The 25,892-nt window shown below is 74.1% G+C and carries 21 protein-coding genes; 11 read left to right on the top strand and 10 right to left on the bottom strand.

Features of this window, described 5'->3' with window-relative positions; translation table 11 throughout:
• Window positions 1–64: 64 nt before the first annotated feature.
• Window positions 65–628, bottom strand: a complete 564-nt coding sequence (locus AB0N76_RS06225; RefSeq protein ID WP_363553682.1) for an XRE family transcriptional regulator — start codon at window positions 626–628, stop codon at window positions 65–67.
• A gap of 181 nt (window positions 629–809) precedes the next feature.
• Here AB0N76_RS06225 and AB0N76_RS06220 point away from each other — a divergent pair, with 181 nt between their 5' ends.
• From AB0N76_RS06220 to AB0N76_RS06185, 8 genes are all read left to right on the top strand, one after another.
• Complete coding sequence (locus AB0N76_RS06220) at window positions 810–2,210, top strand: MFS transporter (protein ID WP_363553680.1); 1,401 nt, start codon at window positions 810–812, stop codon at window positions 2,208–2,210.
• A gap of 253 nt (window positions 2,211–2,463) precedes the next feature.
• Window positions 2,464–3,006: an N-acetyltransferase gene (locus AB0N76_RS06215; RefSeq protein ID WP_363553678.1), complete on the top strand. Its 543-nt coding sequence runs from the start codon at window positions 2,464–2,466 to the stop codon at window positions 3,004–3,006.
• Window positions 3,007–3,616: 610 nt separating this feature from the next.
• Window positions 3,617–6,865 carry a nitrate- and nitrite sensing domain-containing protein gene (locus AB0N76_RS06210; RefSeq protein ID WP_363553676.1) on the top strand — a complete coding sequence of 1,083 codons (3,249 nt, stop codon included), beginning with the start codon at window positions 3,617–3,619 and terminating at the stop codon, window positions 6,863–6,865.
• Entirely contained in the window at window positions 6,862–7,293 is a 432-nt protein-coding gene (locus tag AB0N76_RS06205; RefSeq protein ID WP_363553674.1) for a roadblock/LC7 domain-containing protein, read from the top strand. The genes AB0N76_RS06210 and AB0N76_RS06205 overlap by 4 nt, the downstream gene beginning before the upstream one ends.
• A gap of 73 nt (window positions 7,294–7,366) precedes the next feature.
• A complete protein-coding gene (locus tag AB0N76_RS06200) occupies window positions 7,367–7,744 on the top strand; it encodes a DUF742 domain-containing protein (RefSeq protein ID WP_363553821.1) in 378 nt (125 codons plus the stop codon).
• 3 nt (window positions 7,745–7,747) lie between these two features.
• A complete protein-coding gene (locus AB0N76_RS06195) occupies window positions 7,748–8,362 on the top strand; it encodes an ATP/GTP-binding protein (protein ID WP_363553672.1) in 615 nt (204 codons plus the stop codon).
• A 73-nt stretch (window positions 8,363–8,435) separates the two neighbouring features.
• Entirely contained in the window at window positions 8,436–9,569 is a 1,134-nt protein-coding gene (locus tag AB0N76_RS06190) for an FAD-dependent monooxygenase (protein ID WP_363553670.1), read from the top strand.
• Window positions 9,570–9,762: 193 nt separating this feature from the next.
• Entirely contained in the window at window positions 9,763–10,848 is a 1,086-nt protein-coding gene (locus AB0N76_RS06185) for an aminotransferase class I/II-fold pyridoxal phosphate-dependent enzyme (protein ID WP_363553668.1), read from the top strand.
• A 7-nt stretch (window positions 10,849–10,855) separates the two neighbouring features.
• Here the strand turns inward: AB0N76_RS06185 and AB0N76_RS06180 are convergent, their stop codons facing one another.
• The 5 genes from AB0N76_RS06180 to AB0N76_RS06160 form a co-directional block, all read right to left on the bottom strand.
• The gene (locus AB0N76_RS06180) at window positions 10,856–11,614 is read right to left on the bottom strand and encodes a serine hydrolase (protein ID WP_363553667.1); all 759 of its coding nucleotides are present in this window, start codon (window positions 11,612–11,614) and stop codon (window positions 10,856–10,858) included.
• Between the two features lie 42 nt (window positions 11,615–11,656).
• Window positions 11,657–12,553, bottom strand: a complete 897-nt coding sequence (locus AB0N76_RS06175) for a LysR family transcriptional regulator (RefSeq protein WP_363553665.1) — start codon at window positions 12,551–12,553, stop codon at window positions 11,657–11,659.
• Between the two features lie 181 nt (window positions 12,554–12,734).
• Window positions 12,735–13,403: a type 1 glutamine amidotransferase domain-containing protein gene (locus AB0N76_RS06170; RefSeq protein ID WP_363553663.1), complete on the bottom strand. Its 669-nt coding sequence runs from the start codon at window positions 13,401–13,403 to the stop codon at window positions 12,735–12,737.
• 168 nt (window positions 13,404–13,571) lie between these two features.
• Window positions 13,572–14,438, bottom strand: a complete 867-nt coding sequence (locus AB0N76_RS06165; RefSeq protein WP_363553661.1) for a leucyl/phenylalanyl-tRNA--protein transferase — start codon at window positions 14,436–14,438, stop codon at window positions 13,572–13,574.
• Window positions 14,435–17,983 carry a thioester reductase domain-containing protein gene (locus AB0N76_RS06160; protein ID WP_363553819.1) on the bottom strand — a complete coding sequence of 1,183 codons (3,549 nt, stop codon included), beginning with the start codon at window positions 17,981–17,983 and terminating at the stop codon, window positions 14,435–14,437. Before AB0N76_RS06160 ends, AB0N76_RS06165 begins: the two co-directional genes overlap by 4 nt.
• Window positions 17,984–18,252: 269 nt before the next feature.
• Between AB0N76_RS06160 and AB0N76_RS06155 the strand changes: the two genes are divergently transcribed.
• Window positions 18,253–21,519, top strand: coding sequence for an EAL domain-containing protein (locus AB0N76_RS06155; protein ID WP_363553659.1), 3,267 nt, complete (start codon window positions 18,253–18,255; stop codon window positions 21,517–21,519).
• Here AB0N76_RS06155 and AB0N76_RS06150 read toward each other — a convergent pair.
• A complete protein-coding gene (locus tag AB0N76_RS06150; RefSeq protein WP_363553657.1) occupies window positions 21,497–21,931 on the bottom strand; it encodes an ML domain-containing protein in 435 nt (144 codons plus the stop codon). The two genes, AB0N76_RS06155 and AB0N76_RS06150, sit on opposite strands and share 23 nt — an antisense overlap.
• A gap of 109 nt (window positions 21,932–22,040) precedes the next feature.
• Window positions 22,041–22,640, bottom strand: a complete 600-nt coding sequence (locus AB0N76_RS06145) for a TetR/AcrR family transcriptional regulator (protein WP_363553655.1) — start codon at window positions 22,638–22,640, stop codon at window positions 22,041–22,043.
• A 98-nt stretch (window positions 22,641–22,738) separates the two neighbouring features.
• Here AB0N76_RS06145 and AB0N76_RS06140 point away from each other — a divergent pair, with 98 nt between their 5' ends.
• Window positions 22,739–23,776 (top strand): aldo/keto reductase, encoded by a 1,038-nt coding sequence (locus tag AB0N76_RS06140; RefSeq protein ID WP_363553653.1) that lies wholly within the window; start codon window positions 22,739–22,741, stop codon window positions 23,774–23,776.
• Window positions 23,777–23,818: 42 nt separating this feature from the next.
• Window positions 23,819–24,310: a GNAT family N-acetyltransferase gene (locus tag AB0N76_RS06135; RefSeq protein ID WP_363553651.1), complete on the top strand. Its 492-nt coding sequence runs from the start codon at window positions 23,819–23,821 to the stop codon at window positions 24,308–24,310.
• Between the two features lie 67 nt (window positions 24,311–24,377).
• Here the strand turns inward: AB0N76_RS06135 and AB0N76_RS06130 are convergent, their stop codons facing one another.
• Together AB0N76_RS06130 and AB0N76_RS06125 are read right to left on the bottom strand one after the other, a co-directional pair.
• Window positions 24,378–25,139, bottom strand: coding sequence for an alpha/beta hydrolase (locus tag AB0N76_RS06130; RefSeq protein ID WP_363553649.1), 762 nt, complete (start codon window positions 25,137–25,139; stop codon window positions 24,378–24,380).
• 196 nt (window positions 25,140–25,335) lie between these two features.
• Window positions 25,336–25,659, bottom strand: a complete 324-nt coding sequence (locus AB0N76_RS06125) for a helix-turn-helix transcriptional regulator (RefSeq protein ID WP_363553648.1) — start codon at window positions 25,657–25,659, stop codon at window positions 25,336–25,338.
• Between the last annotated feature and the right edge of the window lie 233 nt (window positions 25,660–25,892).

The raw sequence follows: 25,892 nt of genomic DNA, 5'->3' as shown, positions 1-25,892 counted from the left end.
GCTTCACCGACGGGAACGGCGGGGGCGACTCGGCCTGACCAGGTCCCGGTGGCCGCCGGGCGGTTCAGGTCGGGACGACGACGGCCTGGTCACCGTGCGGGCCGAACAGGTGCAGGATCTCGACCGCGTCCGCCCCGGCCGGCCCGAACCAGTGCGGCTCGGCGGTGTCGAACTCGGCCGCCTCGCCCGGGTGGAGGGTGAACTCCCGCTCCCCCACGACGAGTCGCAGCTCACCGGCGAGGACGTAGAGCCACTCGTAGCCGAGGTGGGTGACGAGCCTGGGCTCGCGCGGCGCCAGGACCTGCTTGAACACCTGCACCCGCCCCGGGTAGTCGGTGAGCGGCACCAGGACGCTCCCGGAGTCCCGGTGCCGGGGCCGGAGGTGGACGCGGGGGTCGCCGGTGGCGGGGGCGGCCACCAGCTGGTCCAGGGCGACGCGATGGGCGCGGGCGAGTGGGATGAGCAGGTCGAGGGTGGGCCGCCGGTGGCCGAACTCCAGGCGGGACAGGGTGCTCACCGAGATCCCGGTGTCGGCGGCGAGCGCCTCCAGGGTGAGCGCGCGGCCGTGGCGCAGCGCGCGCAGCCGGGGGCCGATGGCGGCGATGAGCTCGGGGACGTCGTCGTTCACGGGTCCTGATTCTGCCCGGCGCGGGCCGTTCCCCGGCGGCGCCCCGGGCCGTTCCCGGCGTCGTCCCGGGCCGCTCTTTGCGGTTTCCGCAAAGACGCTGGGCCCGCGCCGCCGCCCGGTCCGAGCATGGGCGCGACCGGTACGACGTACCGCCCCGCACCCGTAGGACAAGGACCCGCCCATGGCAACCACGGCAACCCCATCGACCCCGACCACCACCCCGGCACCCGGGGCGGCACTGAGCGCCCGCCGACGCTGGACGGTCCTCGCCGTCTGCGCGCTGAGCCTGTTCCTGGTCGGCCTGGACACCACCATCGTCAACGTCGGCCTGCCCGCGATCGGGCGCGGCCTGGCCGTGGGAACGCACGGCCTGGAGTGGATCGTCGACGCCTACACCGTGGTCCTGGCCAGCCTGCTGATCTCGGCCGGCGCGCTCGCCGACCGGTTCGGGCGCCGCCGGGTCTTCCAGTGCGGGCTGGTGGTCTTCGGCCTCGCCTCGCTCGCCTGCGCGCTCGCGCCGTCGCTCGGCGTGCTGGTCGCGGCGCGCGCCCTGCAGGGCGTGGGCGCGTCGATGCTCAGCCCGGTGGCGCTGGCGATCGTGGTGAGCGCGATGCCCGACCCCCGGGAGCGGGCCCGCGCGATCGGCGTGTGGGCGTCGGTGTTCGGGCTGAGCATGGCGGCCGGGCCGGTCACCGGCGGGGCGCTGGTCGCGGCCTTCGGCTGGCGTTCGGTGTTCTGGGTGAACCTGCCGGTGGTGCTGGTGGCCGTCGTGCTGAGCGTGCTGTTCGTCCCGGAGTCGCGGGCGCCGCGGGCCCGCCGGCTCGACCTGCCCGGCCAGCTGCTGCTCACCGCGGCCGTGTGCGCGACGGTCGCGGTGCTCATCGAGGGGCCGCGGATCGGCTGGGCCGCCGCCCCCGCCCTGGCCGGGTACGCGGTGGTGGCGGCGACGACGGCCGCCTTCGCACTGGTCGAGCGCCGGCGGGCCGAACCGCTGATGGACCTCGGCCTGTTCCGGCGACCGGTGTTCGGCACGGCCGTGCTGGGCGCGGTGGCGGTGTTCGTCGCCCTGACGGTGAGCCTGCTGCTCACCACCTTCCAGCTCCAGCACGCGCGCGGGTGGACGCCGCTCGCGGCCGGCGCGGCGACCCTGCCGATGGCGCTGGGGGCGACGGTGTGCGCGCCGCTGTCCGGGGCCCTGACGAGCCGGTTCGGGCCGCGTCGGCCGCTGCTGCTCGCGGGCGGGTTCACGGCGGCCGGCGGCGTGCTGTGCCTGGTCGGCCGGGCCGAGCTCCCGGTCGTGCTGCTCGCCTACCTGCTGCTCGGCGTCGGGTTCGGCTTCGCCAACGCCCCGATCACCAACACCGCCGTGAGCGGTCTGCCCGCCGACCGCGCGGGCGTGGCCGGGGCGATCACCTCGACGGCGCGCCAGGTCGGTTCGGCGGTCGGCGTCGCGGTCGCGGGCGGCCTGGTCGCGGGCGTGGCCCCGGACGGCCTCGCCGTCGCCGCCCGGCCCGGGTGGCTGGTGGTCACGGCCTGCGGACTGTTCCTGCTGCTGGTCGCGCGGGCCTCCCGCGGGCGCTGAGTGCCGCGTGGAAAACCAGGTGCGCCCCGTTCGGACCCCGTGTTACGGTCGGCCGGTCCGAGCGTGACCAGGAGTCGATCAAAGACCGGTAGAGACGGGAAGGTGAATTGTGGCCACGGTGATAGCCGCTGCGCACGTGCTGCGCGGCGCCCGGAGCGTCCTCACCTCCCGGGTCCCGGTCTGACCATTCCGTTCGTACCGGGGCCCCTTCACACCAAGGGTCTACCCGATCATGTCTTCATCCTCATCCTCCATGCCGTCCTCCTCCGTGCCCTCCTCCCCGTCCTGGCACACCCGGGTCGAGCTGCCCTCCGACGTCCCGGCCGTCCATGAGCTCACCGTGGCCGCCTTCGGCCGTCCGACGGAGGCCGAGCTGCTCGGCCGGCTGCGGACCGACGCCGGGTGGATCGACGCCCTCTCGGTCGTCGTCACCCTCGCCACCGACACCGGCTCCCCCGTCGGCCACGTCGTGCTCACCCGGGCCTTCATCGACGACGTCCCAGCACTCGCGATGGGACCGGTCTCCGTGCACCCCGACCACCAACGGTCGGGCGCCGGTTCGGCCGCCGTCCGGGCCTCGCTGGACGCCGCGCGCGCGATGGGCGAGCGGTACGTCTTCCTGCTCGGGCACCCGTCGTACTACCCGCGGTTCGGCTTCGGCCGGGCCTCGGCGCACGGCGTCACGCTGACCGTCGACGCGCCCGACGAGGCGTGGATGGCACTGAGCCTGACCCCGGCCGAGCACCCGCTGCCGTCCGGGACGGCCCGCTGGGCCGCCGCGTTCGCCATGCCGTAACGACACACGGGCGCCCCGGCCCGGTTTTCCCCTCCAGATACCTGGGATGGAAACCGGGCCGGGGCCTCCCGGAGGATTCCGGTATCGGCACAGCGGGAGCTGGGCCGAGCTCCAGGGCGACCGGCCGGATTCGCACCTCGGCCGACCGGCCGTGGAACCCGACCTGTTCGCGTCCGCGCAGCCCGCACCGGACCACGGGGAACCACGGGGGAACGGGGACACGGGGGAACACGGGGGAAGGGCGGGGGGTCCTGCCGGCTTCGGGCAGCTGCCGGGAGGACCCCCTGCCGCCTCAGTCGGTCGGGGCGACCGTCGCCGGGGTGCCGGCGGTCGGTTTCCGGGGCCGGAGCAGGGGTAACGGGCGCGCGGGGCGTATGAACCGGACACTGCCGTCATGTTAAGGACATGTGTGCGCGCCGTCCGAAGATCGAACGGGCTTTCACTCCTAACACACCGTATGACTAGTATCGCCTCGTCATAAAGCCCGTGCCCCGGACGGTCCGGCCCTTCCGAGCCGACCGCCAGCCCCAAGGAGTCAGCTCTGCGCGCGCGTGCGAATCGGCGGCCCCCGACGCCGAAGACCCCCCGCAGGCGTCGGCCGCGCCTGTCGTTGCGGACGGCACTGCTCGTCCTCTCCCTCGTCCCCAGTCTCGCCATCGCCGCCCTCTGGGCGGTCACCAGCGGCGTGACCATCTTCGCCTTCCAGCGGCAGGCGGCCCAGGGGCTGCTGGCCGAGCGGGCGGGACAGCCGTCCAACATCGTCTACTACAACCTCCAGGAGGAACGCCGGCTCAGCGCCGAGGCGCTCGCCCGGCCCGGCAGCGTCACCGAGCAGCTGAAGAACCAGCGCCGGCTCACCGACGAGGCCGTGCAGAAGTTCCAGGCCCTCTCCGGCGAGACGGCCGACAGCGCGCCCGCCGAGGTCCGCACCGCCGTCGCCGAGACCCGGCGCGCGATGGAGAAGCTGGGCGACCAGCGGGCCGCCATCGACAAGGGCGCCGTCGACCAGCAGAGCGTCTACGCGTACTACACCGACCTGATCACCGTCGACCTGCGGCTGTTCACCGCGCTCAGCCACGTCGACAACGGCGAGGTCACCTGGGTCTCCAAGACCCTGCTCAACTCCTTCTGGGCGAAGGAGATGCTGGCCCGCGAGGACGCGATCCTGGCCCGCGGCTGGCCGTCCGGACGGCTCAGCGCCTCCGACTACCAGCTCGTCCAGCAGGCGATCGGCGCCCAGGAGCACCTGTTCACCGTGCAGGTCGTCCCGTATCTGCCGGCCGCGGAGCGGGCCACCTGGCAGGAGCTCACCAGCGGGCCCGCCTGGCAGGCCAAGGCCGCCGTCGAGCAGGCGCTCGGCCGCCCGGCCACCGCCGACGCGGGCGGCAGCGTCCGGCTCCCGCAGCTCCAGGACCAGTGGCGGCAGGCCGTCGACCAGCTCAACCCGCAACTGGTGCAGGCGATCGAGAAGCGCACCGACGGCGTGGTCGAGGTCGGCAAGGGCTCGATCATCGCGCTGCTCACCCGCGTCCTGCTGACCACCGTGATCGGCCTGGTCGCGGTCGTCGCGGTGGTCGTCACGGGCTGGCGGCTGACCCGCTCGCTGCGCCGCCGGATCAAGGACCTGCACGGCCAGGCACAGGAGTTGGAGCGCACCCTGCCCGAGGTGGTCGAGCGGCTGGCCCGCGGCGAGCAGGTGGACGTCGAGGCGGAGAGCCGGGCGATCACCGCCGGGCCGCACGCGGCCGAACCCGGAACCGGGGCCGCCGGCGAGGCGGCCGACGGGGCGGGCACCGGGGCCGGATCGGTGCCGGACACCACGACCGGCACCGACGAGCTGGCGCAGCTCGGGCAGGCGCTCAACCTGGCCCGCACCTCCGCGCTGGAGACCGCCGTCCGGCAGGCCGAGCAGCACCGCGGCTTCGAGCGGCTGCTCCAGCGGATCGCCCGCCGCACCCAGCTGCTGATCGGTCAGCAGCTGCGCAAGCTCGACGAACTGGAGCGCCGGCACGAGGACCCGGAGGTGCTGGAGGGGCTGTTCGACCTCGACCACCTGACCGCACGACTGCGCCGCTACGAGGAGAACCTGGTCATCATGGCCGGCGGCCAGCCGCAGCGGAAGTGGCGCAAGCCGGTGCCGCTGCTGGACGTGCTGCGCTCCGCGCAGGGCGAGGTGCAGGAGTACCGGCGGATCGTGCTGGACGTCGAGGGCCACCCGTGGCTCTCCGAACGGGCGGTCGGGCCGATCGCCCACGTGGTCGCCGAACTCATGGAGAACGCGGCGACCTTCTCGAAGCCGCCCACGCCGGTCGACGTCCGGGCAGCCGTCGTCGGGCGCGGGCTCGCCATCGAGATCGAGGACCGCGGGCTCGGCATGGACCCGGAGCAGTACGACGCGGCCAACAAGCTGATGGCCGACGCGCTGGCGGCCGACGCGCTGGCGGCCGAACCGCCGCGGACGGACATGCTGGCGCGGGCGGACGACATCCGGCTCGGCTTCCACGTGGTGGCCCGGCTGGCGGCCGCGGTCGGGCTGCAGATCGAGTTCCGGCCGTCGGCCTTCGGCGGGACCCGGGCGGTCGTGCTGGTCCCCGGCGAGCTCGTGCTGGACGGGGACGCCGGGCTGCCGGACGTCGCGGCGGTCACGCCGCTGCCCCGCCGGGCGCGGCCCGAGCGCGGGGCCGAACAGTGGGGAACCGAGCAGCGGGGGGCCCTCGCGCCGCTCGCCTCGGTGACGGAGATGCCCGCGCCGACCGAACTGCCCCCGTCGGCCGGGGTGACCCCGCTGACCGGGCTGACCGACGTGCACGGGCTGACCGGACTGGCCGCGACGGCCGGCGTGCCGTCGGGAGCCGAGGAGGCGCCGACGCCGGCCGTCGCGGTGGACGAGCAGCAGGAGCGCGCGGCCCGCGTGGCGCCGACGCCCGTCCCGGCCCCCGGCCAGGCGGACGAGCCGTCCGGCAGCGACTGGTTCACCGCCGGTCCCCGCCCGGCGCCCGCGCAGGCCTTCGCGCACGTCGAGTACGTGCCGCCGTCGGACGACGAGGTGTTCGCCGGACCGGTGCCCAGCGGCCGTCCGCACGGCGGCGGGGACGGGGACGGCTATCTGCACCCGTTCGCGGGCCCGGACGCACCCGGCATGCCCGGCACACCCGGCACACCCGGCGTACCCGGCCACGATGTCCCGCCGTACGGCACGCCGTTCAGCGGCACGTCCGGCACCCCGCACGGGGCGCCGTCCTACGACGCCCCCGCCTACCCGGACATCGCCTACGCGACGGTGACCCCGGCCGAGGCGCCGTACGCCGACGAGCAGTACCGGCCGGCCGACCACTACCGGCTGGCCGAGCGGCGCCAGCACCACGAGCCCGCCCCCGCCCCGGCCGTCGAGACCACCACCACACCGTCCTACCCGGCCGCCGACCCGGTCGGCCCGGCCGAGCCGCCGGTCGGCCTCCAGGCGCCGCTCCCGCAGCGGATCCGGCAGGCCAGCCTGGCCGCCGAGTTGCGCGTCCCGCCGCCGCCCCGGAGCCAGTACCCCGGGACCGGAGGCACCGGCACCAGCGGGTCGGCGGGCCCGTTCCAGCGGCCGGCGCGCCGCTCGGGCGCCACCATCGGCGCGTTCCAGCGCCAGTCCCGGGCCGCCCGCGGCCTCGACCAGACCGGACCCGACCACGCCACCGACCACGCCGACGGCCACACCAGCGGCCACACCGGCAGCCCCTTCGCCGGCGCCGTCCAGCCCGACCCGGCGACCCCCACCAGCATCGCCGGCCCCCCGACTCCCGCGACGGGCCCCGCCCCCTGGGCCCTCCCCGCCGCGGACCCCCGAACCACGAGGACGGAAGACCAGTCATGAACCGCACCACCGCCACCCACCAGGACCTCGACTGGCTGCTGGACGGACTCGTCGACTCGGTGCCCGGGACCAGAAGCGCCGTGCTGCTCTCCGACGACGGCCTGGTCGTCAGCCACTCCCGCTCGATCGAGCGGGCCGACGCCGAGCGCCTCGCCGCCGTCGCCACCGGCCAGCAGAGCCTCGCCCGGGGCATCGGCCAGCTCTTCGACGGCGGCCCGGTGCACCAGGTGATCGTCGAGCTGGCCGAGGTCTGGCTGTTCGTCATCGCCGCCGCGCAGGGCACCCACCTGGCGGTGATCGCCTCCCAGGAGGTGGACGCCGAGGTGATGTCGGTGGCCATGCACACCCTGGTCCAGCAGGTCGGCCAGAAGTTGACCACGCCGGTCCGCAGCGAGTTCGACGCCTTCGCCGCCAGGAACCGGGGGTGAGTCCCCGGTGAGGAGGCCGCACTGGAGCGAGCTGCCCGACGAGGACGAGGACGACGACTACGGCGCGGACACGATGGTGCGCCCGTACACCATCACCCGCGGCCGGACGGCGCCCGAACGCGACGACCTCACCCTGATCACGCTGCTCAGCACGGTCGAGGAGCTGGCGGATCCGGTGCTGGCGGCCCGGGGCGCGCGAGCGTCCGGGCCGCACGGGCTCCAGCCCGAGCACCGGCTGATCCTCGAACGGTGCCGGCGGCCGGCCGCCGTCGCCGAGGTCGCGGCCGGGCTCGACCTGCCGGTCTCGGTCACCAAGATCCTCCTGGGCGACCTGATCGCCCAGGGACTGCTGCTGGCCCGGGCGCCGATCTCGGTGGCCCGGGCCGCCGGGGGCGGCGGCCTGGACCTCGGGCTGCTGACGGCCGTACGCGAAGGACTCCGGAGGCTCTGAACCATGGCACCATCCGCACCACTCCCCTCCCCCGCACCCCGGCCCGCGCCGGTCGTCCCGGCCGCCGTGAAGATCCTGATCGCCGGCGGCTTCGGGGTGGGCAAGACCACCCTGGTCGGCTCGGTCAGCGAGGTCGCCCCGCTGCGCACCGAGGAGTACCTGACCCGCGCCAGCGTCGGCGTGGACGACCTGGCGGGCGTGGACAGCAAGGAGACCACCACCGTCGCCCTGGACTTCGGGCGGATCACCGTCAATCCGGAGCTGGTGGTCTACCTGTTCGGCACGCCCGGGCAGGAACGGTTCTGGTTCATGTGGAACGACCTGGTGAACGGCGCGCTCGGCGGGATCGTGATCGCCGACACGCGCCGGCTGGACACCAGCTTCGCCTCGATCGACTTCTTCGAGAGCCGGGGCATCCCGTTCGTGGTGGCGATCAACTGCTTCCACGGCCACAACACCCGCACACCGGCGGAGGTCCGGGCCGCGCTGGACCTCGACCCGCAGGTGCCGATGCTGATCGGCGACGTGCGGGTGCGGACGTTCGGGCGGGACCTGCTGCTGGCGCTGGTCGACCACCTGATGGCGCTGTCGGCCGGCGACCCCGGGCCGGGCTGCTGAAACCTTTCCTCACCTCTCTTCCCCGCACTCCTCCCCAGCTCGATCGATCACCACCGCTTGGAGAACAACCGTCATGACCCCACCCCTGCGCGTCCTCGTCCACGGCGGCGGCATCGGCGGCCTGACCCTGGCCACCGCCCTCGCCGGCCGCGGCCACCGGGTCGACGTCGTCGAACTGCGCGACGCCCTGGAGGCGCTCGGCGTCGGCATCATCCAGCCCTCCAACGCGCTGCACGTGATGCGCGAGATCGGCGTGCTGGAGCAGTGCCTGACGGCCGGCTTCGAGTGGGAGGTGCTCACCATCTGCGACCCGGCCGGTGCCACCGTCGCCAAGATCCCGCAGCCCCGGATGGGCGACGCGCCGTCCAACAACGGCATCCCGCGACCCGCGCTGGCCCGACTGCTGGGCGAGGCCGCCACCGCCACCGGGGCGAGCCTGCGGTTCGGCACGACGATCGCCGAACTCGCCGACGAGGGCGACCAGGTGGCGGTGACGCTCACCGACGGGCACACCGACCGGTACGACCTGGTGGTCGGCTTCGACGGCATCGGCTCCCCACTGCGCAAGCGGCTCTACGGCGACCGGTACGCGCCCGAGTACACCGGCTTCGCCAACTGGCGGGTCACCCTGCCGCGTTCGCCCGAGGTGCAGGGCGTGGTGATGTCCGCCGGGAACCTCAAGGCGAAGGCGCTGCTCACCCCGATCAGCGCGGAACTGATGTACCTGGGTTCGGTGTTCGCCGAGGCCGAGGACTTCCGGCCGGACCCGGCCCGGGCCCACGAGCAGCTGCGCGAGCGGCTGGCCGGCTTCGGCGGACCGATCGCCGAGGCGCTGGAGCAGGTCACCGACCCGGCGGCGGTGGTCTACTCGCGGATCTCCCAGGTCACCGTCGAGGAGCCGTGGCACGTCGGCCGGGTGGTCCTGGCCGGGGACGCCGCGCACGCCTCCACCCCGCACCTGGCCCAGGGCGCGGCGATGGCGGTGGAGGACGCGCTGGTGCTCGCCCAGAGCCTGGACGCCGCCGGGACGGTGCCCGAGGCGCTGGCCGCCTGGGAGGAGCGCCGCCGCCCGCGCGCCATGTGGGTGCAGGCGCTGTCCCGGGCGATCCTCAAGCAGGAGACCGGCACGCCGACCACGCCGGAGGAGGACGAGCTGCTCAAGATCGGCATCCCGGGCGCCGCGCACGTCCTGGTCCAGCCGTACTGACGACTAACAGCTGACAGATTTCAATATCTGTTATCTGTTATCTGTCGGCTGTCATCTGAAATCTGTCATCCGTCAATTGTCAGCCGCCTCCGGTCCGGCGCGGGCTTGTGCCGCGCCGGACCACGGGACAGACTTGACGCCCGTCCGACAAAAAGGCCGCCCACCGAGGGCCGACCAGCCCGAGGGGTGACGGATGACGTCGTCGTCGCTGTTCCGCATGCTCGACCTGCACGAGGCCGTGGAACGCGCCCGGCAGCGGCCGGACGGGCGACTGTTCGTCTCCGACTACAACGGTGGGCACCCCTACGTCGCCGACTACCTCGGCGACCTCGCGCACACCCCGCCCTACCGGCTCGGCGACGTCACCCGCTACTCGGCGATCGACGAGGACCACGTCCTGCGCGCCAAGATCGCCCGCCTGCACGAGAGTTACGACGGCGAACCGTACTCCCCCGACCAGGTCGTGCCGGCCGGCGGCGCCAGCTCACTGCTCGGCACCTTCTGCACCTGGCTGCGCCTCACCGGCCACACCCGGATCCACTACCTGCCGCCGGTCTACTACAAATTCGCCTACTTCTTCCGGCAGTTCGGCATCGAGCCGGTCAAGCTCACCGAGGCGCACGCCCACCAGCCCCAGCCGGACCTCCGGCTCCCGGACGAGCGGACGGTGCTCCTGCTCACCGACCCGGTCTGGTACGCGGGCCGGCGGGTGCCGAAGCTGGTGCTCAAGCAGCTCGCCGAGTGGCAACTCGCCACCGGTTCGCTGGTGTTCGTCGACGGCACCTTCCAGTACATGCGCTGGGACGGCGGCCGCCGCGAGGACTCCGCCGCCCTGCCCGCCGACCTCACCCTGCGGCTGGTCTGCCCCACCAAGTACCTCTCCATCCACGGCTACCGCTGCGCCCACCTGCTCGTCCCCGGGCCGCTGCGCGAACCGCTCGCCGAACTGCACCTCAACCTGCACGGCGACGTCACGATCGCCGACCGGCTGTTCGCCCACCGGGCCGCCGACCTGATGCTGATCGAGGGCAACCACCGACTGCTGGACCACGTCCGCAGCAACCACCAACGGCTCACCCGCGCCGGGGCGTTGGACGCGCAGGCGCAGATCGACACCGGCTACTTCCTGTTCGCCCGCCCCGCCGCCCCGGCGGACCGCCTGCTGGCGCTCGACGGCCGGTACTTCGAACTGCCCGGCCACCCCGGCTACGTCCGGATCAACCTGCTCAACGAGCCCGCCCTGGAGGGCCTGGAGGAACTCGCCGCCTCCCCGCGCTGACCTGACGTCAGCCCGCGATCCGGTGCCGGCGGGCCCAGACCGCCGCCGAGATCCGGGCCACCAGCCGGGCCGCCGGGTCCGCCGCCGCCTCGTCCGCGCCGGAGGCCAGCGGGCCCGTGTAGCAGACAGCCAGCAGGTACGGCGGGCAGTCCGCCGGGTGAACGAGGCCGACACTGTGCCGCACGCCGGGGAACCAGCCGTTCTTGAACGCGACCCTGGTGCCCGGCGGCAGGCCGGCCGCGAGGTCCACCCGGAAGGCGTTGCGCTCCAGCAGGGCGAGCAACTCCGGTTCTCCTTCGAGGGATTGGAGCAGCCGGACGAGGTCGCGGGCGGTGACCCGGTTGTGCACGCCCGCGTCCCGTGCCCGGTAGTCCTCGATGCCGCGCGGGCTGGCGCTGTGGGTGGCGCCCGCGCGGCGCCAGGCCTCGGCGACGGCGGCGTGACCGGTGCGGGCGAGGCAGAGGTTGGTGGCGAGGTTGGAGGAGTGGGTGATCATCCGCTCGGCGAGCAGGCCCAGCGGGGCGGTGCGGCCGAGCAGGGCCCAGGGGACGGGGTCGCTGTCCCAGTCCGGGTCGTTGCCGAACTCGCCGCCGGCCCGGGACTCGAAGGCGTTCACCACCGGGACGTGCGCGTCGAGGTCCGCGCCGCTGCGGTGCAGCGCGGCCAGGACGGCGACCTTCATCGTGCTGGCGGCGTCGTGCGGCTCGTCCCCGGCCCGCTCGAACACCGGCTTCCCGCCCCACGGGGCGACCACTACGGAGAGCATGTCCGCCACGGTTCCCACCCACGCCGCCGCCCAAACCGGCGCCTACGTCCAGGTGCGGGACTCGGTGAGCAGGTGGGCGTGCAGGTCGGCGAGGCGGGCGTCGGCGAGGGTGCCGGACCGGGTGGCGAGGTAGAAGGTGTTGATCGGCGGCAGGTCCGGCCGGAGCAGCTGGACGAGGGTGCCGGCGTCGAGTTCGCGCTCGCACAGGTAGGTCGGCACCACCGAGACGCCGGCCGAGGCGGCAACCGCCGCGATCACCGCGCGCAGGTCGGGCACCACCACGGCGGGCGAGCCGGGCGGCGGCGCGGAGAAGACGGTCTGCCAGTAGCGGCGGATGATCGGCAGGGTCTCCGCGTAGGCGATCAGCGGGACCTTCTCCAGGGCTTCGGGACGCCGGAGCGCCAGCCCGTCGCGCAGCAGCCCGTCGGCGATGCCGGGCGAGGCGACCAGGGCGAACTCCTCGTCCGTCAGCGGCACCGCGTCGACGCCCCGGGAGCGCGCCGGGACGGTGGAGACGACGAGGTCCAGGTGCCCGGCGCGCAGGCTCTCCAGCAGGCCGGCCGCCTCGCCCAGGCTCACCCGGACGTCCAGGCCCCGGGCGATCAGCCCGCCCAGGCTGGGCAGGACCCGGGCGGCGATCAGTTCGGCGGGTCCGCCCAGCCGGAGCGGCCGGCTGCTCGGGCTGCCGCCGAAGTGCCGCCGGACGGCGATGTCGAGCTCGGCGAGCGGGTCCCGGACGTCGTGAGCGAGCGCCTCGCCCTCGACGGTGGGCAGGGCGCCCTTCGGCGTGCGGTGGAACAGCGGGCCGCCCAGCGCGACCTCCAGGCCCCGGATCTGCTGGGTGACCGCGGGCTGGGTGATGCCGAGTTCGCGCGCGGCCTTGGTGAAGGATCCGGTGCGGTAGACGGCGATGAACGTCTGCAGCCACCCGAGTTGCACTGCCCGGCCCCCCGATACCGGAGGGCCTTGACACGCCCGGTGGCGGTGTCGGCTCCGTTCCCCCCCTCCGGCCGAATCTACCGGAGGCGCCACCGCCGGCCGCCCGCGCCCCGCCCCGTCCGCGCGCTCCCGTCCGCGCGCCCCTGACCGCGCGCCCCCGCCCCCGGTCGCCGGGGCCCCGTCAGGCGGTGCCGACCTGCCGGAGCGCCAGCCTGGCGACCTCGGCGGCGGAGGCCGGGTTCTGCCCGGTGACCAGGCGGCCGTCGGCCACCGCGTACTCGGCGAAGGCGTCCGTCTTGGTGACCACCGCACCGAGCCCGGTCAGCGCCTCCTCCAGCAGGAACGGCACGGTGCCGGCCAGACCGACGGCGGCCTCCTCCTCGTTCGTGAAGGCGGACACCCGCTTGCCCGCGACCAGCGGTTCGCCGTCCGACAGCACGACCGGCAGCAGTCCGGCCGGCCCGTGGCAGACCGCCGCGACCACGCCGCCGTTCTCGTAGACGGTGGCGGCGAGTTCGGCGATCTCCCGCGCGTCCGGGAAGTCCCACATGCTGCCGTGGCCGCCGGCGAAGTAGACCGCGGCGTAGTCGTCGCCGTTCAGTCCGGCGGCGGTGGGCGTGTCGGCGAGGGCCTCGGCGTGCTCCCGGAGGAAGGCGGCGGTGACCTCGTCCGCGGGGTCGACGCCGTCCTGCGGGGCGGCGCCGCCGCGGACGGAGACGAAGGCGAGGTCCCAGCCGGCCGCGGTGAAGACCTGGGCGGGGTGGGCGACTTCGGGGACGTAGAAGCCGGTCTTCCGGCCGGTGTCACCGAGGGTGTCGTGCGAGGTGAGGGCGAAGAGCACGGTGGGCACGGTCGATCTCCTTCAGCGGGAACCAGGGCGCCGGAGGCGGTGACGGCGTTGCCGTCCGACCCGTCCCCCGGCCGTTTTCCACGCTAGGGAGCGGCGCGACGCCCGCCAAATAGCGGCCGCCGCACTCCCCGATAACGGAAACGATGCCCCCGGCGGCAGCCCCAGGGGCTATCCCTCCGCCTGGTCGGGATGGCGCGGGTGCCGCTTCCGTATCCGCCTGGGGGCGAGGCGGGCGGCCGGGAGCCGGGTGGTGTCGAGCGGTTCGAGGTCCGCCGGCCCGCCCGGCCCGCCGTCGGCGAGCGCGGCGAGGTAGCGGGCGCGGGGCGCGGGCGCGGCGCCCAGGCTGCGGACGTGCGGTGAGTCCCACTGGGCGTCGAGCAGTCTGCCCCCGGCGGCGGCGAACCGGGCGGCGAGGTCGGCGACGGCGACCCGGGCGGCGTCCGAGCGGCGGTGGAACATCGAGTCGAGGCTGAGCACCGGCCCGACGGCGATGCCGAAGACGCCGCCGACCAGGTCACCGCCCGACCACACCTCGGCGCTGTGGGCGGCGCCCAGCCGGTGCAGTCCGGTCAGGGCCTGCTGTAACTCCCCGGTCAGCCACGGTGGTTCGCGCCCCTCGGCGCAGGCGGCGAGGACCTCCGGGAAGGCCCGGTCGGCGGTGGTCCACCAGTCCAGGCGGTTGCGCAGCAGCCGGGCGAGCTTGTGCCCGATGCGCACGCCGCCGGCGTCGAGCACCGGGCGCGGGTCGGGTGACCACCAGGCGAGCGCGTACGGGTCCGCGTGGTCGGAGCCGGGCAGCAGGGCGACCTCACCGGCCGCCACCGCGTCCTCGAAGCGGGCCTCGTTGAAGGCGCTCGCATAGTCGTCGGCGGCGGGCAGCGGGAACAGGCCGCGCCGGTAGGCGGCGAGCAGCACCTCGGGCGCCAGGTCGGCGCCGAACGCCACCGGACCGTCGGCCGGCGCCCGTCCGACGTCGACGGCGGCGAACAACGCTTCGGCGGCGGGTACTTCGTCGCGTTCGCGGCGGGAGCTCATCGCATCGCCCCCAGCGGCGGGGCGAGGAAGCCCTCGGCCGTCAGCCGGTCCAGGTAGAAGTCCAGCAGTCCGTCGTCGACGGAGGGCAGCACCACTCCGCTGCCGGCCAGGGCGTGTTCGGTGTTGGCCCGATCGAACAGTGGGAACGTGGGGCGGAAGTACATCTCGCTGATGGAGAGTTCGGTGCCGGGGACGCGGTCGACGAAGAGCGGGACGAACGGCGTCATCGGGTGGGTGGGGTGCCCGGCCGCGAACCGGACCAGACCCTGCACCCACTCCCCGTACGGCACCTCGTCGACCGGGTGGCCGCGCACGCGGAGCCGCTCGGCGAGGTCGGCGAGGGCCGCCGGGCGGGGCGAAGTGACGTGGTACACCTCGCCGTTGGCGGGTGCGTGGGCGACGATGTGGCTGAGCGCGCGGCTGAACCGGTCGGCCGGGACGAAGTCGAGCGGGAGCCGGACGTCCGGGCAACTCCCGCTCTCGGCCATGTACTTGATCAGCGCGCAGATCTCGGTCCCGGTATTCATCACGCCCGTGCGCAGGTCGCCGGTGACGTCGTTGGTGCGCAGCACGGTGACCGGGAGCCCGGCGGCGGCCGCGTTGTGCAGCAGCTGCTCGGCGACCCACTTGCTCTCCACGTAGCCGACGGCGAGCCGGTCCGGATGGGCGAGCGGGGTGCGTTCGGTGACCTCGCCGACGCCGGCCGGGCCGAAGCCGGCCAGGACGGCGAGGGTGGAGAGGTAGTGGACCGGGATGCCGCGCTCGTGCCCGGCGAGCCGGACCACCTCGCGGGTGCCGTCGACGTTGGCGGCGCGCAGCTGGTGGTAGGGGTAGATGAAGTTGACCTGGCCGCCGAGGTGGTGGATGGCGTCCAAGGATCCGGCCAGCTGCTCGAACTGATGCTGCGTCAGGCCGAGCAGCGGTTCGGCGAGGTCGCCGACCAGCGGGACGACCCGGCGGTCGGCGAGGTCGTGCCGGAGGAAGCGCTGCTGGGCGGCGCGGATGCGTTCGAGGGCGTGTTCCTCGTCTGGAGCGCGGACCAGGCAGTGGATGCGCGCGGCGGTGGTGTGCAGCAGGGCGTCGAGCAGGTGGGCGCCGCAGAAGCCGGTGGCGCCGGTGAGCAGGATCTCGGCGGGTTCGGCGCGGGACGGCGCCGGGTGCCAGGACTGGCGGACGGGGGTGTCCAGCCGGGCCTCGGCGACCCAGTCGACGGCGGCCTCCCCCGCCCCGTCCCGGCTGGAACCGGCCGAGCCGGCTGCACCGGTCGAACCGGCTGGACGGGCCGAGCGGGCCGAACGGGCGGCGAGGGTGGCGGCGGCGAAGGCGCGCAGGGTGGGGTCGCGGAGCAGCGCGCGGGTGAGGAGGCGGATCCGGGTGACGTCGATGCCGAACATGATCCGGGCGCGGGCGAGCATCTCCATGGCGAGCAGGGAGTTGCCGCCGAGGTCGAAGAAGTCGTCGTCGGGGCCGACTTCCTGGACGCCGAGGAGTTCGGACCAGAGGTGGGCGACGCCCGCCTCCACGGCACCGCCGTTCCCGTTCCCGCCGCCGGAAGCCCCGCCGGAAACGGCAGCGGGCGCGGGGGCAGGCGCCGGCGCGGCGACCGGGGCAGCCGGGCCGGCCGGCCGCCGCTGGAGCTGCGGGCGGGTGCTCGGCAGCCGGCGGCGGTCGATCTTGCCGGCCGGGGTGAGCGGCATGGTGTCGAGGAGGACGAACTCGGCGGGGACCATGAAGTCCGGCAGCCGTTCGGCGAGGTAGGCGCGGATCCGGCTGCGCCGGGCGCGGGCCCCGGAGGCGGTCCGGTCGGTGAGGGTGTAGTAGGCGGTGAGCACGCGGGCACCCTCGGCGCCCTCGGCGTCGCCGTCGGCGTCGCCCTCGGTGGCGGCGGTGTCGGCGGTGACCCGGGCCTGCCGGACGTCGGGGTGGGCGGCCAGCACGGACTCGACCTCGGCCGGGTCGACGCGGTGGCCGCGGACCTTCACCTGGTCGTCGAAGCGGCCGATGATCTCCAGGTGGCCGTCGGCGCGCCAGCGTCCGGCGTCGCCGGTGCGGTACATGCGTTCGCCGGGGGCGGGCGCGTAGGGGTCGGGGAGGAACGTTTCGGCGGTGAGCCCGGGGTCCTTCCAGTAGCCGCGGGCCAGCCCGGGACCGCCGAGGTGGATCTCGCCCTTCTCGCCGGGGCGGACCGGGGAGAGCCGGGCGTCCAGGACGTGCACCCGCACCCCGGGCAGCGGCCGGCCGATCGGCACGGGCGCGACGTACCCACCGGTGCGCGAACCGTCGACCCGGGCCCCGTCGACCCGAGTCGGCCCCTCGACGTGAGCCCCGTCGACCTGAGCCGCCCCCTGCGGGGCGAACCCGTGGGCGCCGGGCGCCAGCACCTCCGCCGTGAGGTCACAGAGCGTGGACGTGATCGCGGCCTCCGTCACCCCGTAGGCGTTGACCAGCCGGACCCCGGGCAGCCGGTCCAGGCAGGCGCGGCAGTCGTCGGCGTGCACGGTGTCGCCGCCGACCACGATCAGCCGCAGCCCCTCGGGCGCGGGCCCGCCGGGCGGCAGCAACCCGAGCACGTGGTGCCAGTAGGCGGGCGTGAGGTCGGCGACGGTGAGGCGCAGCTCGCGCATCCGGTGGACGAGTTCGGTGGGCGCCCAGGTGTGGGCGCCGCCGAGGACGAGGGTGGCGCCCGCGGTCAGGGTCGCGAAGACCTGTTCGAGCGAGGTGTCGAAGCCGAGGGCGGCGAGCTGGAGGACGCGGTCACTCGGGGTGAGCGCGTAGGCCTGGACGACCCGGTCGAGGGTGAAGACCAGCGAGCGGTGGGTGACCGGGACGCCCTTGGGGGTGCCGGTGGTCCCGGAGGTGTAGATCAGATAGGCGAGGTCGTCGGGGCCCGCCGCGTCCTCGGGAACGGCGCCACCGGAACCGTCCGCACCCCCGCCCTCCGGACCGCCCCCGACCTCCGGCCCGCCCGCGTCCGGCGCGAGGACCCGCACCCCCGGGAAGCTCCGCCCCGCCGGCGCGACGACGAGCCGCGCGCCGCAGTCCTCGACCAGCCGGTCCAGCCGTCGCTGCGGGTGGGCCGGCTCCAGCGGGAGGAAGGCGCCGCCGGCCTTGAGCACCCCGAGCCAGGCGGTCACCAGGTCGGCGCCGCGCTCCAGGCAGACCGGGACGACCTGTTCGGGGCCGACGCCGTGGGTGCGCAGCACGGCGGCCAGCCGGTCGCTGCGCCGGTCGAGTTCGCGGTAGCGGAGCGTCTCCTCGTCGGCGACGACGGCGACGGCGTCCGGGGCCTGCGCGGCGCGGGCCCGCACGAGCCCGTGCACGGTGCCGTCGGCACCGGCGGTACCGACCCGAGCACCGGCCCGAGTGGCCCCGCGCCCGACCCCGAGGCCCGGCCAGCGCCACTCGCGCTCGACGTACGTCCGGCACTCCTCGTGCCGGGCGGGCCCGAACACGGTGCGCCAGCCGCTCGGAACCGTGAAGTCCCCGGGCCAGATCGTATACTGACCGTTCTCATTGCAGAGCACGGCGTGACGTCCGGAGTCCACCCCGGGACGTGCGCCCCGTGCGCTGTCTGCTGCGTCGTCCACCGGCTTGACCTCGTGCTGTGGCGGCAGAATGCTGGGAGGTGCGACATTTCCGACTATACGCACTCAAGGCCCATTTCGAACGCCCGGCCCAACCCGTCACCACGGGTCACCGCCGGGCGGATCTCCGGACCGTCCGAACGGGCGGCCCGACCACCCCGACCACCCCACCCCTCGCCCGAACTCCCCTGCCCGACCGGCGGGGTGATGTCGTGGAGGAGGTAGCCTCGTTGACACGCCGGCGCCAACGCCTGATGGTCTGTTACCTGGTGTGGATGATGCTGTTCACCGGCATCTACTACGCCAACCCCTCCCAGCGGATCATCTGGTGGACGGGCATCGGCCTGGGCGGCGTCGCCGCCATCGTGGCCGGAGTCCGTCTCAACCGCCCGTCCCACGCGCTGTTCTGGTACCTGCTGGCGCTCGCCAACCTCAGCTTCACCGCGGGCGAGGTGGTACAGGTCATCCAGATGCAGTTCCTGCACCTGGGCAGCCCGTTCCCGTCCGTCGCCGACGGCTTCTACCTCGCCGAGTACCTGCTGTACGCGGCGGGCGTGTTGGGCTTCATCCGCTGGCGGACCGCGCATCAGGACCGGGCCAGCCTGCTGGACGCGCTCACCCTCACCATGGGCCTGGCGCTGCTCGCCTGGATCTACCTGATCCTGCCCTACGCCCGGGACCCGGACCTCAGCTGGTTCCAGAAGGCCGTCTCGATCGCGTACCCGCTCGGCGACGTGGTCATCCTCGCCCTGCTGCTGCGCCTGCTGGTGCCGCGCGGCGGGTTCAGCCGCGCGCTCCAGCTGCTCACCGTCGGCACGGTCGGCCTGCTGGTCTCGGACGTGCTGTACGGGCTGATCCTGCTGCACGGCAGCTGGCACATCGGCACGCCGGTCGACCTCGGCTGGGCGCTGTTCTACACCTGCTGGGGCGCCGCCGCGCTGCACCCGTCGATGGTCGAGCTGACCAGGCCGATCCCCAGCCAGCAGGCCGACCTCAGCGCCGGCCGGCTGGCCCTGCTGACCCTCGCCTCGCTGATCGCGCCGAGCATCCTGATCATCGAGTCGCTGAACGGCAACACCAGCAACGCGGGCGTGATCGGCGCCTTCTCCGCCCTGCTCTACCTGCTGGTGCTCGCCCGGCTCGCCGTCGCGGTGCGGGCGCGCCGGCAGGCGATGGCCCGGGAGCGGGCGCTGCGCGAGGCGGGTGCCGAGCTGACCGCGGCCGTCACCGTGGAGGAGGTCGCCGACGCGGTGCAGGCCGCCGCGTCCACCCTGATGCCCACCGAACCGGGCCACGTCGCGCTGCTCGCCGTCACCGAGGGTGGCGTCCTGCACGTCCGACACGCCGAACGCGGCGCCGACCGGCACCCGCTCGCCGACCGGCCCGACCACCCGGACGCGCCCGACGATCCCGACCACGACCACCCCGACACGCCCGACCACCCCGCCAGCCGCCGCGAACCCGACGAGGTGCTCGCCCTCGCCGCCTACCGGGAGACCCGGCTGCTCCCCGTCGAGGACATCGGCAGCGACCTCGCCACCCGCCTCGACGGCATGCCCTGCGCCCTGCTCTGCCCGCTCACCCTGGCCGAGCGCCCCTCCGGCGACCCGCTGATCGGCGCCCTCATCGTCACCGGCACCGAGCAGGAGCTCACCAGCCTCTGGGGCTCGCTGGAGATCCTCGCCGCCCAGGCCGCCCTCGCCGTCGAACGCGTCATGCTGAGCCAGGAGATCACCCGGCGCGACAGCGAGGCGTACTTCCGCACCCTGGTGCAGAGCGCCAGCGACGTCATCCTGATCCTCAACGCCGACGACTCCGTCCGCTACGCCTCCGCCTCCTCCGCCGAGCGCGTGCTCGGCTACCCGAACCTGCACGGCACGCTGATCACCGACCTCGTCCCGCCCGAGGACAGCCGCGCCGTCGGCAGCGCGCTGGCCCGGATGCGCGGCATGGACGGGGCCGGCGGCCGACTGGGCCGGGCCGGACGGATCGGCCGCTCGGGCGGCGACGCCCAGCGCGAGCACTGGCGGCTGCTGCGCGCCGACCGCACCCCGATCGAGGCCGAGGTGCGCTGCAACGACCTCCGCGACGACCCGACCGTCGGCGGGCTGGTGCTCACCCTGCGGGACGTGACCGAGCAGCGGCAGATGGAGCGGGAGCTCACCCACCGCGCCTTCCACGACTCCCTGACCGGCCTCGCCAACCGCGTCCTCTTCCAGGACCGGGTCGGCCACGCGCTCTCCCGGGGCGAGCGCAGCGGCGCCGTCACCGGGGTGCTCTTCATCGACCTGGACGACTTCAAGGTGGTCAACGACACCCAGGGGCACGCGGTCGGCGACGAGCTGCTGGTCGCCGTCTCGCTGCGGGTCTCCACCGCGCTGCGCACGTCCGACACGGCGGCCCGGCTCGGCGGCGACGAGTTCGCGGTGCTGGTGGAGGACGCGCTGCGGCCGGCCGACGTCGGCTCGATCGCGGACAGCGTGCTGGCCGCCTTCGCCGAACCGTTCAAGCTGAGCGCGGGCGCGGTCCGGGTGACCGCGAGCATCGGGGTGGCGACCACCGAGGACAGCGTGGACGCCACCGAGCTGCTCAGCCACGCCGACCTGGCGCTGTACTCGGCGAAGGCGGCGGGCAAGCGGCAGTGGTGCCACTACCAGCCGGCGCTGCAGGCCGGGCTGGTGAAGCGGCACGAGCTGAACGAGAACCTGGACACCGCGATCGCCGAGTCCGCGTTCCGGCTGTACTACCAGCCGATCGTCGACCTGGCGACGGGTGACCTGGTCGCCTTCGAGGCCCTGGTGCGCTGGCCGCACGACCGGCGCGGCATGGTGCTGCCGGACGAGTTCATCGCGCTCGCCGAGGAGAGCGGCCAGATCGTGCCGCTCGGCGCCTGGGTGCTGGAACGCGCGGCCCAGGAGGCGGCCGGCTGGCACCGGCTGAGCTCGGCCGTCCGCACGGCCGCCGGCCTCCCGCCGCTACGGGTCAACGTCAACGTCTCGGCCCGCCAGTTCCGCGACGCGGGCTTCGTCGACGTGGTGCGCGGCGCCGTCCACAGCTCGGGCATCCCGGCCGAGTCGCTGGTCCTGGAGCTCACCGAGTCCGTCCTGATGCGGCGCGACGACCGCGTCCACACCGACATGCGCACGCTCGGCGAGCTGGGCGTCGGCATCGCCATCGACGACTTCGGCACCGGCTACTCCTCGCTCTCCTACCTGCGGGAGTTCCCGATCTCGATCCTGAAGATCGACAAGTCCTTCATCGACGGCCTGGGCCTCTCCCAGCAGCAGTACGCGCTGGTCGAGGGCATCACCCGGATCGCCGACACCCTCGGCGTCCAGGTCATCGCCGAGGGCATCGAGAACCCCGAACAGCGCGACCTGCTCGCCGCGATGGGCTGCCCCCTCGGCCAGGGCTACCTGTTCGCCCACCCGCTCACCCCGGACCAGGCCCGCGCCCTGATCGAGGAACGGACCGTCACACTCCGGAAGCCTGCGTGAAGTCCGCCGTCGCACCGAGCACCAGCAGGTCGTCGTCGTCCACCGTGTAGCCACGGATGTCGAAGACCAGCTTCGCCCGCGGGACCTCCCTCGGCACGTCCACGGTGAGGGTCAGCGTGGTGTCGCCCTTGGGGATCGGGCTCTTGCCGTCGCTGGTGGCGCAGGACAGCTTCAGCGTTCCCTCGCCGCGCAGTTCGGCGAGGAGGTCGTAGTCCTTCGTCAGGAGCTTGATCAGCCCCAGCTTGACGACGACCTGGAGGTACGCGCCGTCCGCGATCTCCGTCTGCGCCGTCGCGCTGATGGTGAAGACATGGGTCCGCCCCGGGGTGAGCGGGGTCGGGCTCAGCTCGATGCCCGTGATCAGCAGGGCGTCCGCCGGCGAACCCTTGTCCGTATAGCTCCACGTGGCCATCGCAAATCTCCTCAAAGCAAAGGGAGTTGATCACACAACGGCTGTTCAGTCTGGCGCGCCCATCGTCTCACACCGCATGGCGAGCCATTCAAGCCACTCGAACGGGTGATCACCCCCGCCGGAAGACACCGGCCCGGGCCGCGGCCTCGGCGGCGTCGGCGGCGCGCTGGGCGGCCGGCTCGTCCAGCGGGTCGCCGGTGGTGAGCATCCGGTAGTACAGCGGGGCCGAGACGGCGCGGACGACCTCGGCCGGATCCGTCCCGGGCGGGAGTTCACCACGCTCGACGGCCTCGGTCACGCACGGGGCCCACTCCTCCACCCGGGCCCGGTAGAAGCGGTGCAGGGCCTGCGCCGCCGCCTCGTCGCAGGTGGCGGCGACCAGCACCGCGCGGAACAGGGCGCCCTGCCGCGGGTCGGCGAGGGTGCGCTGGACGAGGCGGGCGTTGGCGCGCAGGTCCTCGCGGAGCGAGCCGGTGCGGGTGCGCGGCAGGGACTGCTCGGCCATGTCGGTGAGCAGGTCGGCGAGCAGCGCGCCGACCGAGCCCCAGCGCCGGTAGACGGTGGTGCGGCCGACCTCGGCGCGGCGGGCGAGGTCGGCGAGGTCGAGCCCGGCGAAGCCGACCTCGACCAGGGCGTCCTCGGCGGCGCGCAGCACGGCGGTCCGGACACGGGCGGTGCGGCCGCCCGGTCGCTGCATCTCAGACGCCATTAACGGGACTCCTGTTCCATTAGGCCCAGCGCCGGTGCTAGGGTCGGTCACATCTTAACGGAACGCCAGTACCGTTAGCGAAGGGAAACCGCATACCCATGGAGTACCGCCAGCTCGGCGCGTCCGGCCTCAAGGTCCCCGCGCTCTCCTTCGGCACCGGCACCTTCGGCGGCCGCGGCCCGCTCTTCGGCGCCTGGGGCACCACCGACGCCACCGAGGCCCGCCGCCTGCTCGACATCGCCGTCGACGCCGGCGTCACCCTGTTCGACACCGCCGACGTCTACTCCGACGGCGCCTCCGAGGAGGTCCTCGGCCAGGCGATCAAGGGCCGCCGCGACCGCGTCCTCGTCTCCACCAAGGCCGGCCTGCCCACCGGCGACGGCCCCAACGACGCCGGGACCTCCCGCGCCCGCCTGATCACCGCCGTCGACGCCGCCCTGCGCCGCCTCGGCACCGACTACCTCGACCTCTTCCAGCTGCACGCCTTCGACGCCGCCACCCCCGTCGAGGAGGTGCTCGCCGCCCTCGACGACCTGGTCCGCGCCGGGAAGGTCCGGTACACCGGCGTCTCCAACTTCTCCGGCTGGCAGCTGATGAAGTCGCTCGCCGCCGCCGACCGCGACGCCCGCCCCCGCTACGTCGCCCACCAGGTCTACTACTCCCTCGTCGGCCGCGACTACGAGTGGGAGCTGATGCCGCTCGCCCGGGACCAGGGCGTCGGCGCCCTGGTGTGGAGCCCGCTCGGCTGGGGCCGGCTCACCGGCCGGATCCGTCGCGGCGCCCCGGTCCCGCCCGGCAGCCGCCTGCACGACACCGCCGACTACGGCCCGCCGGTCGAGGAGGAGCTGCTGTACGACGTGGTCGACGCCCTCGACGCGATCGCCACGGAGACCGGCCGCACCGTCCCCCAGGTCGCGATCAACTGGCTGCTGCGCCGGCCGACCGTCTCCTCCGTCATCATCGGCGCCCGCAACGAGGAGCAGCTGCGGCAGAACCTCGGCGCCGTCGGCTGGGAACTGACCGCCGACCAGGTGGCCCGCCTCGACGCGGCGAGCGCGCGCACCGCCCCCTACCCCTACTTCCCGTACCGCCGCCAGGAGGCCTTCGCCCGCCTCAACCCGCCGCTGGCCGGGTAAACCGGTTGTCCTCGCAGGTCAGGGCAGGGCATTGTCTCGGACATGATCGAACTCCGCGTGCTCACTTCAGACGACTGGCGGCTCTGGCGCGGGCTGCGGCTCGCCGCCCTGGCCGAGGCGCCGTACGCCTTCGGCTCGACCCTCGCCGACTGGCAGGGCGAGGGCGACCGCGAGGAGCGCTGGCGCTCCCGGCTGGAGATCGCCGGAGCCCGTGACCTGGTCGCCTTCGTCGACGGCGAGCCCGCAGGGATGGCGACGGGCGTGCCGCAGGGCGAGGACGCGGAGCTCATCTCGATGTGGGTCGCCCCGACGGCGCGCGGCCGAGGCCTCGGCGAGCAGCTGATCGCCGACATCGAGCACTGGGCGGCCGAGCAGGGCTTCGCCGCCCTGCGCCTGGCCGTGATGCCGGACAACGCCCGCGCGATCGCCCGCTACGAGCACTGCGGCTTCAAGGACACCGGCGAGCAGGGCGACCTGCTGCCCGACGGCCTCCGCCACGAGGTCCTGATGGCCAAGCCCTTGCGCGCCGGCTGAACCCGCCCCGCCCACGCCGACGGCCCGCCGCGCGCCTTCCGGTGCGCGGCGGGCCGTCGGACTGCCGTTACTCCCCCTGCCTCCTCAGGTGCCGGGCGAAGAAGCGGGCTCCGTCCTCCATCTCGAACCGCGGGACGCCGGTGTGCCCGCCCAGGTTGGCGTGCAGCGACTTCTCCTGCGAACCGAAGGCGTCGAACAGGTCCAGGGCCGCCTGCCGGTCGTTCCCCGCGTCGTCCCACTGCAGCAGGACCCGCAGCGGAATGGTGACCTGACGGGCCTCCTCGAACATGACGGCGGGGATGAAGCTCCCGGCGAAGAACCCGGCGACCGCGATCCGCGGCTCGACCACCGCCAGCCGGACGCCGACGGAGATCACCCCGCCCTCGTACCCGACCGGGCCGCCGAGCCCGGGCAGCGCGAGGAGCGCGTCCAGGGCGGCCCGCCATTCCGGGACCGCCCGCTCGACCAGCGGCAGGATCAGCGCGTCGACCACCTCGCCGGTCACCGGCTCACCGGCCGCCAGCACCCGGCGCAGCTCGGCCCGGGCCTGCTCGGCCGCGTCCCAACGGGGCCGGACCCCGCTCCCGGGAAGCTCGATGGTGGCCGCGGCGAAACCGAACTCCGTCGCGTAGTACCGGGCCCGCCCCACCAGCCGGGGGTACATCTTGTCCAGCCCGAGCGGAGGGTGGCCGATCAGGATCAGCGGTGCCGGCGCGGAGTCGGGTGCGGGCGCGGAGTCGGGCGTCCACAGGACGCCGGGGATCTCCCCGAGGGTGAATTCGCGTTCGAGGACGCCGTCGTCGAGGCGTCGCTCGGAAGTGAAACGCATGGTCGTGCCTTTCGGGAGTGCTCGTGAAAACGGCGCTCCCGGACGACCTACCGCCCGACCGTGACCCCGGAGGGGAGCACCCAAGTCGAAACTGCGTTCACGGGTACCACCTCCTCGCTCTCCCACACGGCCACCCGCAAGGTAGCAGCGGCCACCACACTCCGCCAACAGGATTTCGGTGCGGCCGCGCGGGACCTCAGGTCGCCGTGCGGGAGAAAACGAACGCGGCGGCGTCCTCGTCCAGATCGATCGTCAGCCCGGCATCCAGCGCCTTGGCCAGCCGCATGAACAGCGGCAGGGTCGGCAGGGAGTCCCCGCCCTCGATGTCGGAGATCTGCGGCTGGGTCATGCCGGCCCTGCGTGCCAGCTCCGTCTGCGAGATGCCCAATTCCGTGCGCCGGTCGTAGACCGCCTGCCCCAGCGCGAACGCGTGGCCCGCCTCCACGTACGCCGGTGACTCGGCCACTGGCTCGCCCAGGAGCTTCCGGGTCCGGCGGGTCTTCCACTGCGAGTGGTTCACGGGCACTCCCCCTCGATCGGGTCGTAGACGTGCCCACTATGCCAACTCCGCTGCCCGCGCCGGGTGGGCGCGGGCGGCGCGGAAGAATATGTAGACCGGTCTACAGATTCTGAGGTGTCGGGCGAGGAATATGCAGACCGGTCTACAGAGACCCCCTCAGAGGTGGTCGATTCAGTGGACCGGTCTACATATTCGGTCCCGGGGCGCGGCGCGGCGGCCGGGAGTCGGGGTGG

Origin of the sequence: Kitasatospora sp. NPDC093806 (genome assembly GCF_040683335.1) — a bacterium.
Taxonomy (GTDB): domain Bacteria; phylum Actinomycetota; class Actinomycetes; order Streptomycetales; family Streptomycetaceae; genus Kitasatospora.
Note: the sequence above shows the minus strand (reverse complement) of the source record. Positions and strands in the feature narration are given on the sequence as shown.

Bases quoted from the DNA above. Each gene is read 5' to 3' on its own strand.
- AB0N76_RS06205 (WP_363553674.1), top strand. From the start codon at position 6,862: ATGAACCGCACCACCGCCACCCACCAGGACCTCGACTGGCTGCTGGAC.
- AB0N76_RS06130 (WP_363553649.1), bottom strand. From the start codon at position 25,139: ATGCGTTTCACTTCCGAGCGACGCCTCGACGACGGCGTCCTCGAACGC.
- AB0N76_RS06220 (WP_363553680.1), top strand. From the start codon at position 810: ATGGCAACCACGGCAACCCCATCGACCCCGACCACCACCCCGGCACCC.
- AB0N76_RS06145 (WP_363553655.1), bottom strand. From the start codon at position 22,640: ATGGCGTCTGAGATGCAGCGACCGGGCGGCCGCACCGCCCGTGTCCGG.
- AB0N76_RS06185 (WP_363553668.1), top strand. From the start codon at position 9,763: ATGACGTCGTCGTCGCTGTTCCGCATGCTCGACCTGCACGAGGCCGTG.
- AB0N76_RS06140 (WP_363553653.1), top strand. From the start codon at position 22,739: ATGGAGTACCGCCAGCTCGGCGCGTCCGGCCTCAAGGTCCCCGCGCTC.
- AB0N76_RS06200 (WP_363553821.1), top strand. From the start codon at position 7,367: ATGGTGCGCCCGTACACCATCACCCGCGGCCGGACGGCGCCCGAACGC.
- AB0N76_RS06195 (WP_363553672.1), top strand. From the start codon at position 7,748: ATGGCACCATCCGCACCACTCCCCTCCCCCGCACCCCGGCCCGCGCCG.
- AB0N76_RS06190 (WP_363553670.1), top strand. From the start codon at position 8,436: ATGACCCCACCCCTGCGCGTCCTCGTCCACGGCGGCGGCATCGGCGGC.
- AB0N76_RS06150 (WP_363553657.1), bottom strand. From the start codon at position 21,931: ATGGCCACGTGGAGCTATACGGACAAGGGTTCGCCGGCGGACGCCCTG.
- AB0N76_RS06215 (WP_363553678.1), top strand. From the start codon at position 2,464: ATGCCGTCCTCCTCCGTGCCCTCCTCCCCGTCCTGGCACACCCGGGTC.
- AB0N76_RS06180 (WP_363553667.1), bottom strand. From the start codon at position 11,614: ATGCTCTCCGTAGTGGTCGCCCCGTGGGGCGGGAAGCCGGTGTTCGAG.
- AB0N76_RS06165 (WP_363553661.1), bottom strand. From the start codon at position 14,438: ATGAGCTCCCGCCGCGAACGCGACGAAGTACCCGCCGCCGAAGCGTTG.
- AB0N76_RS06135 (WP_363553651.1), top strand. From the start codon at position 23,819: ATGATCGAACTCCGCGTGCTCACTTCAGACGACTGGCGGCTCTGGCGC.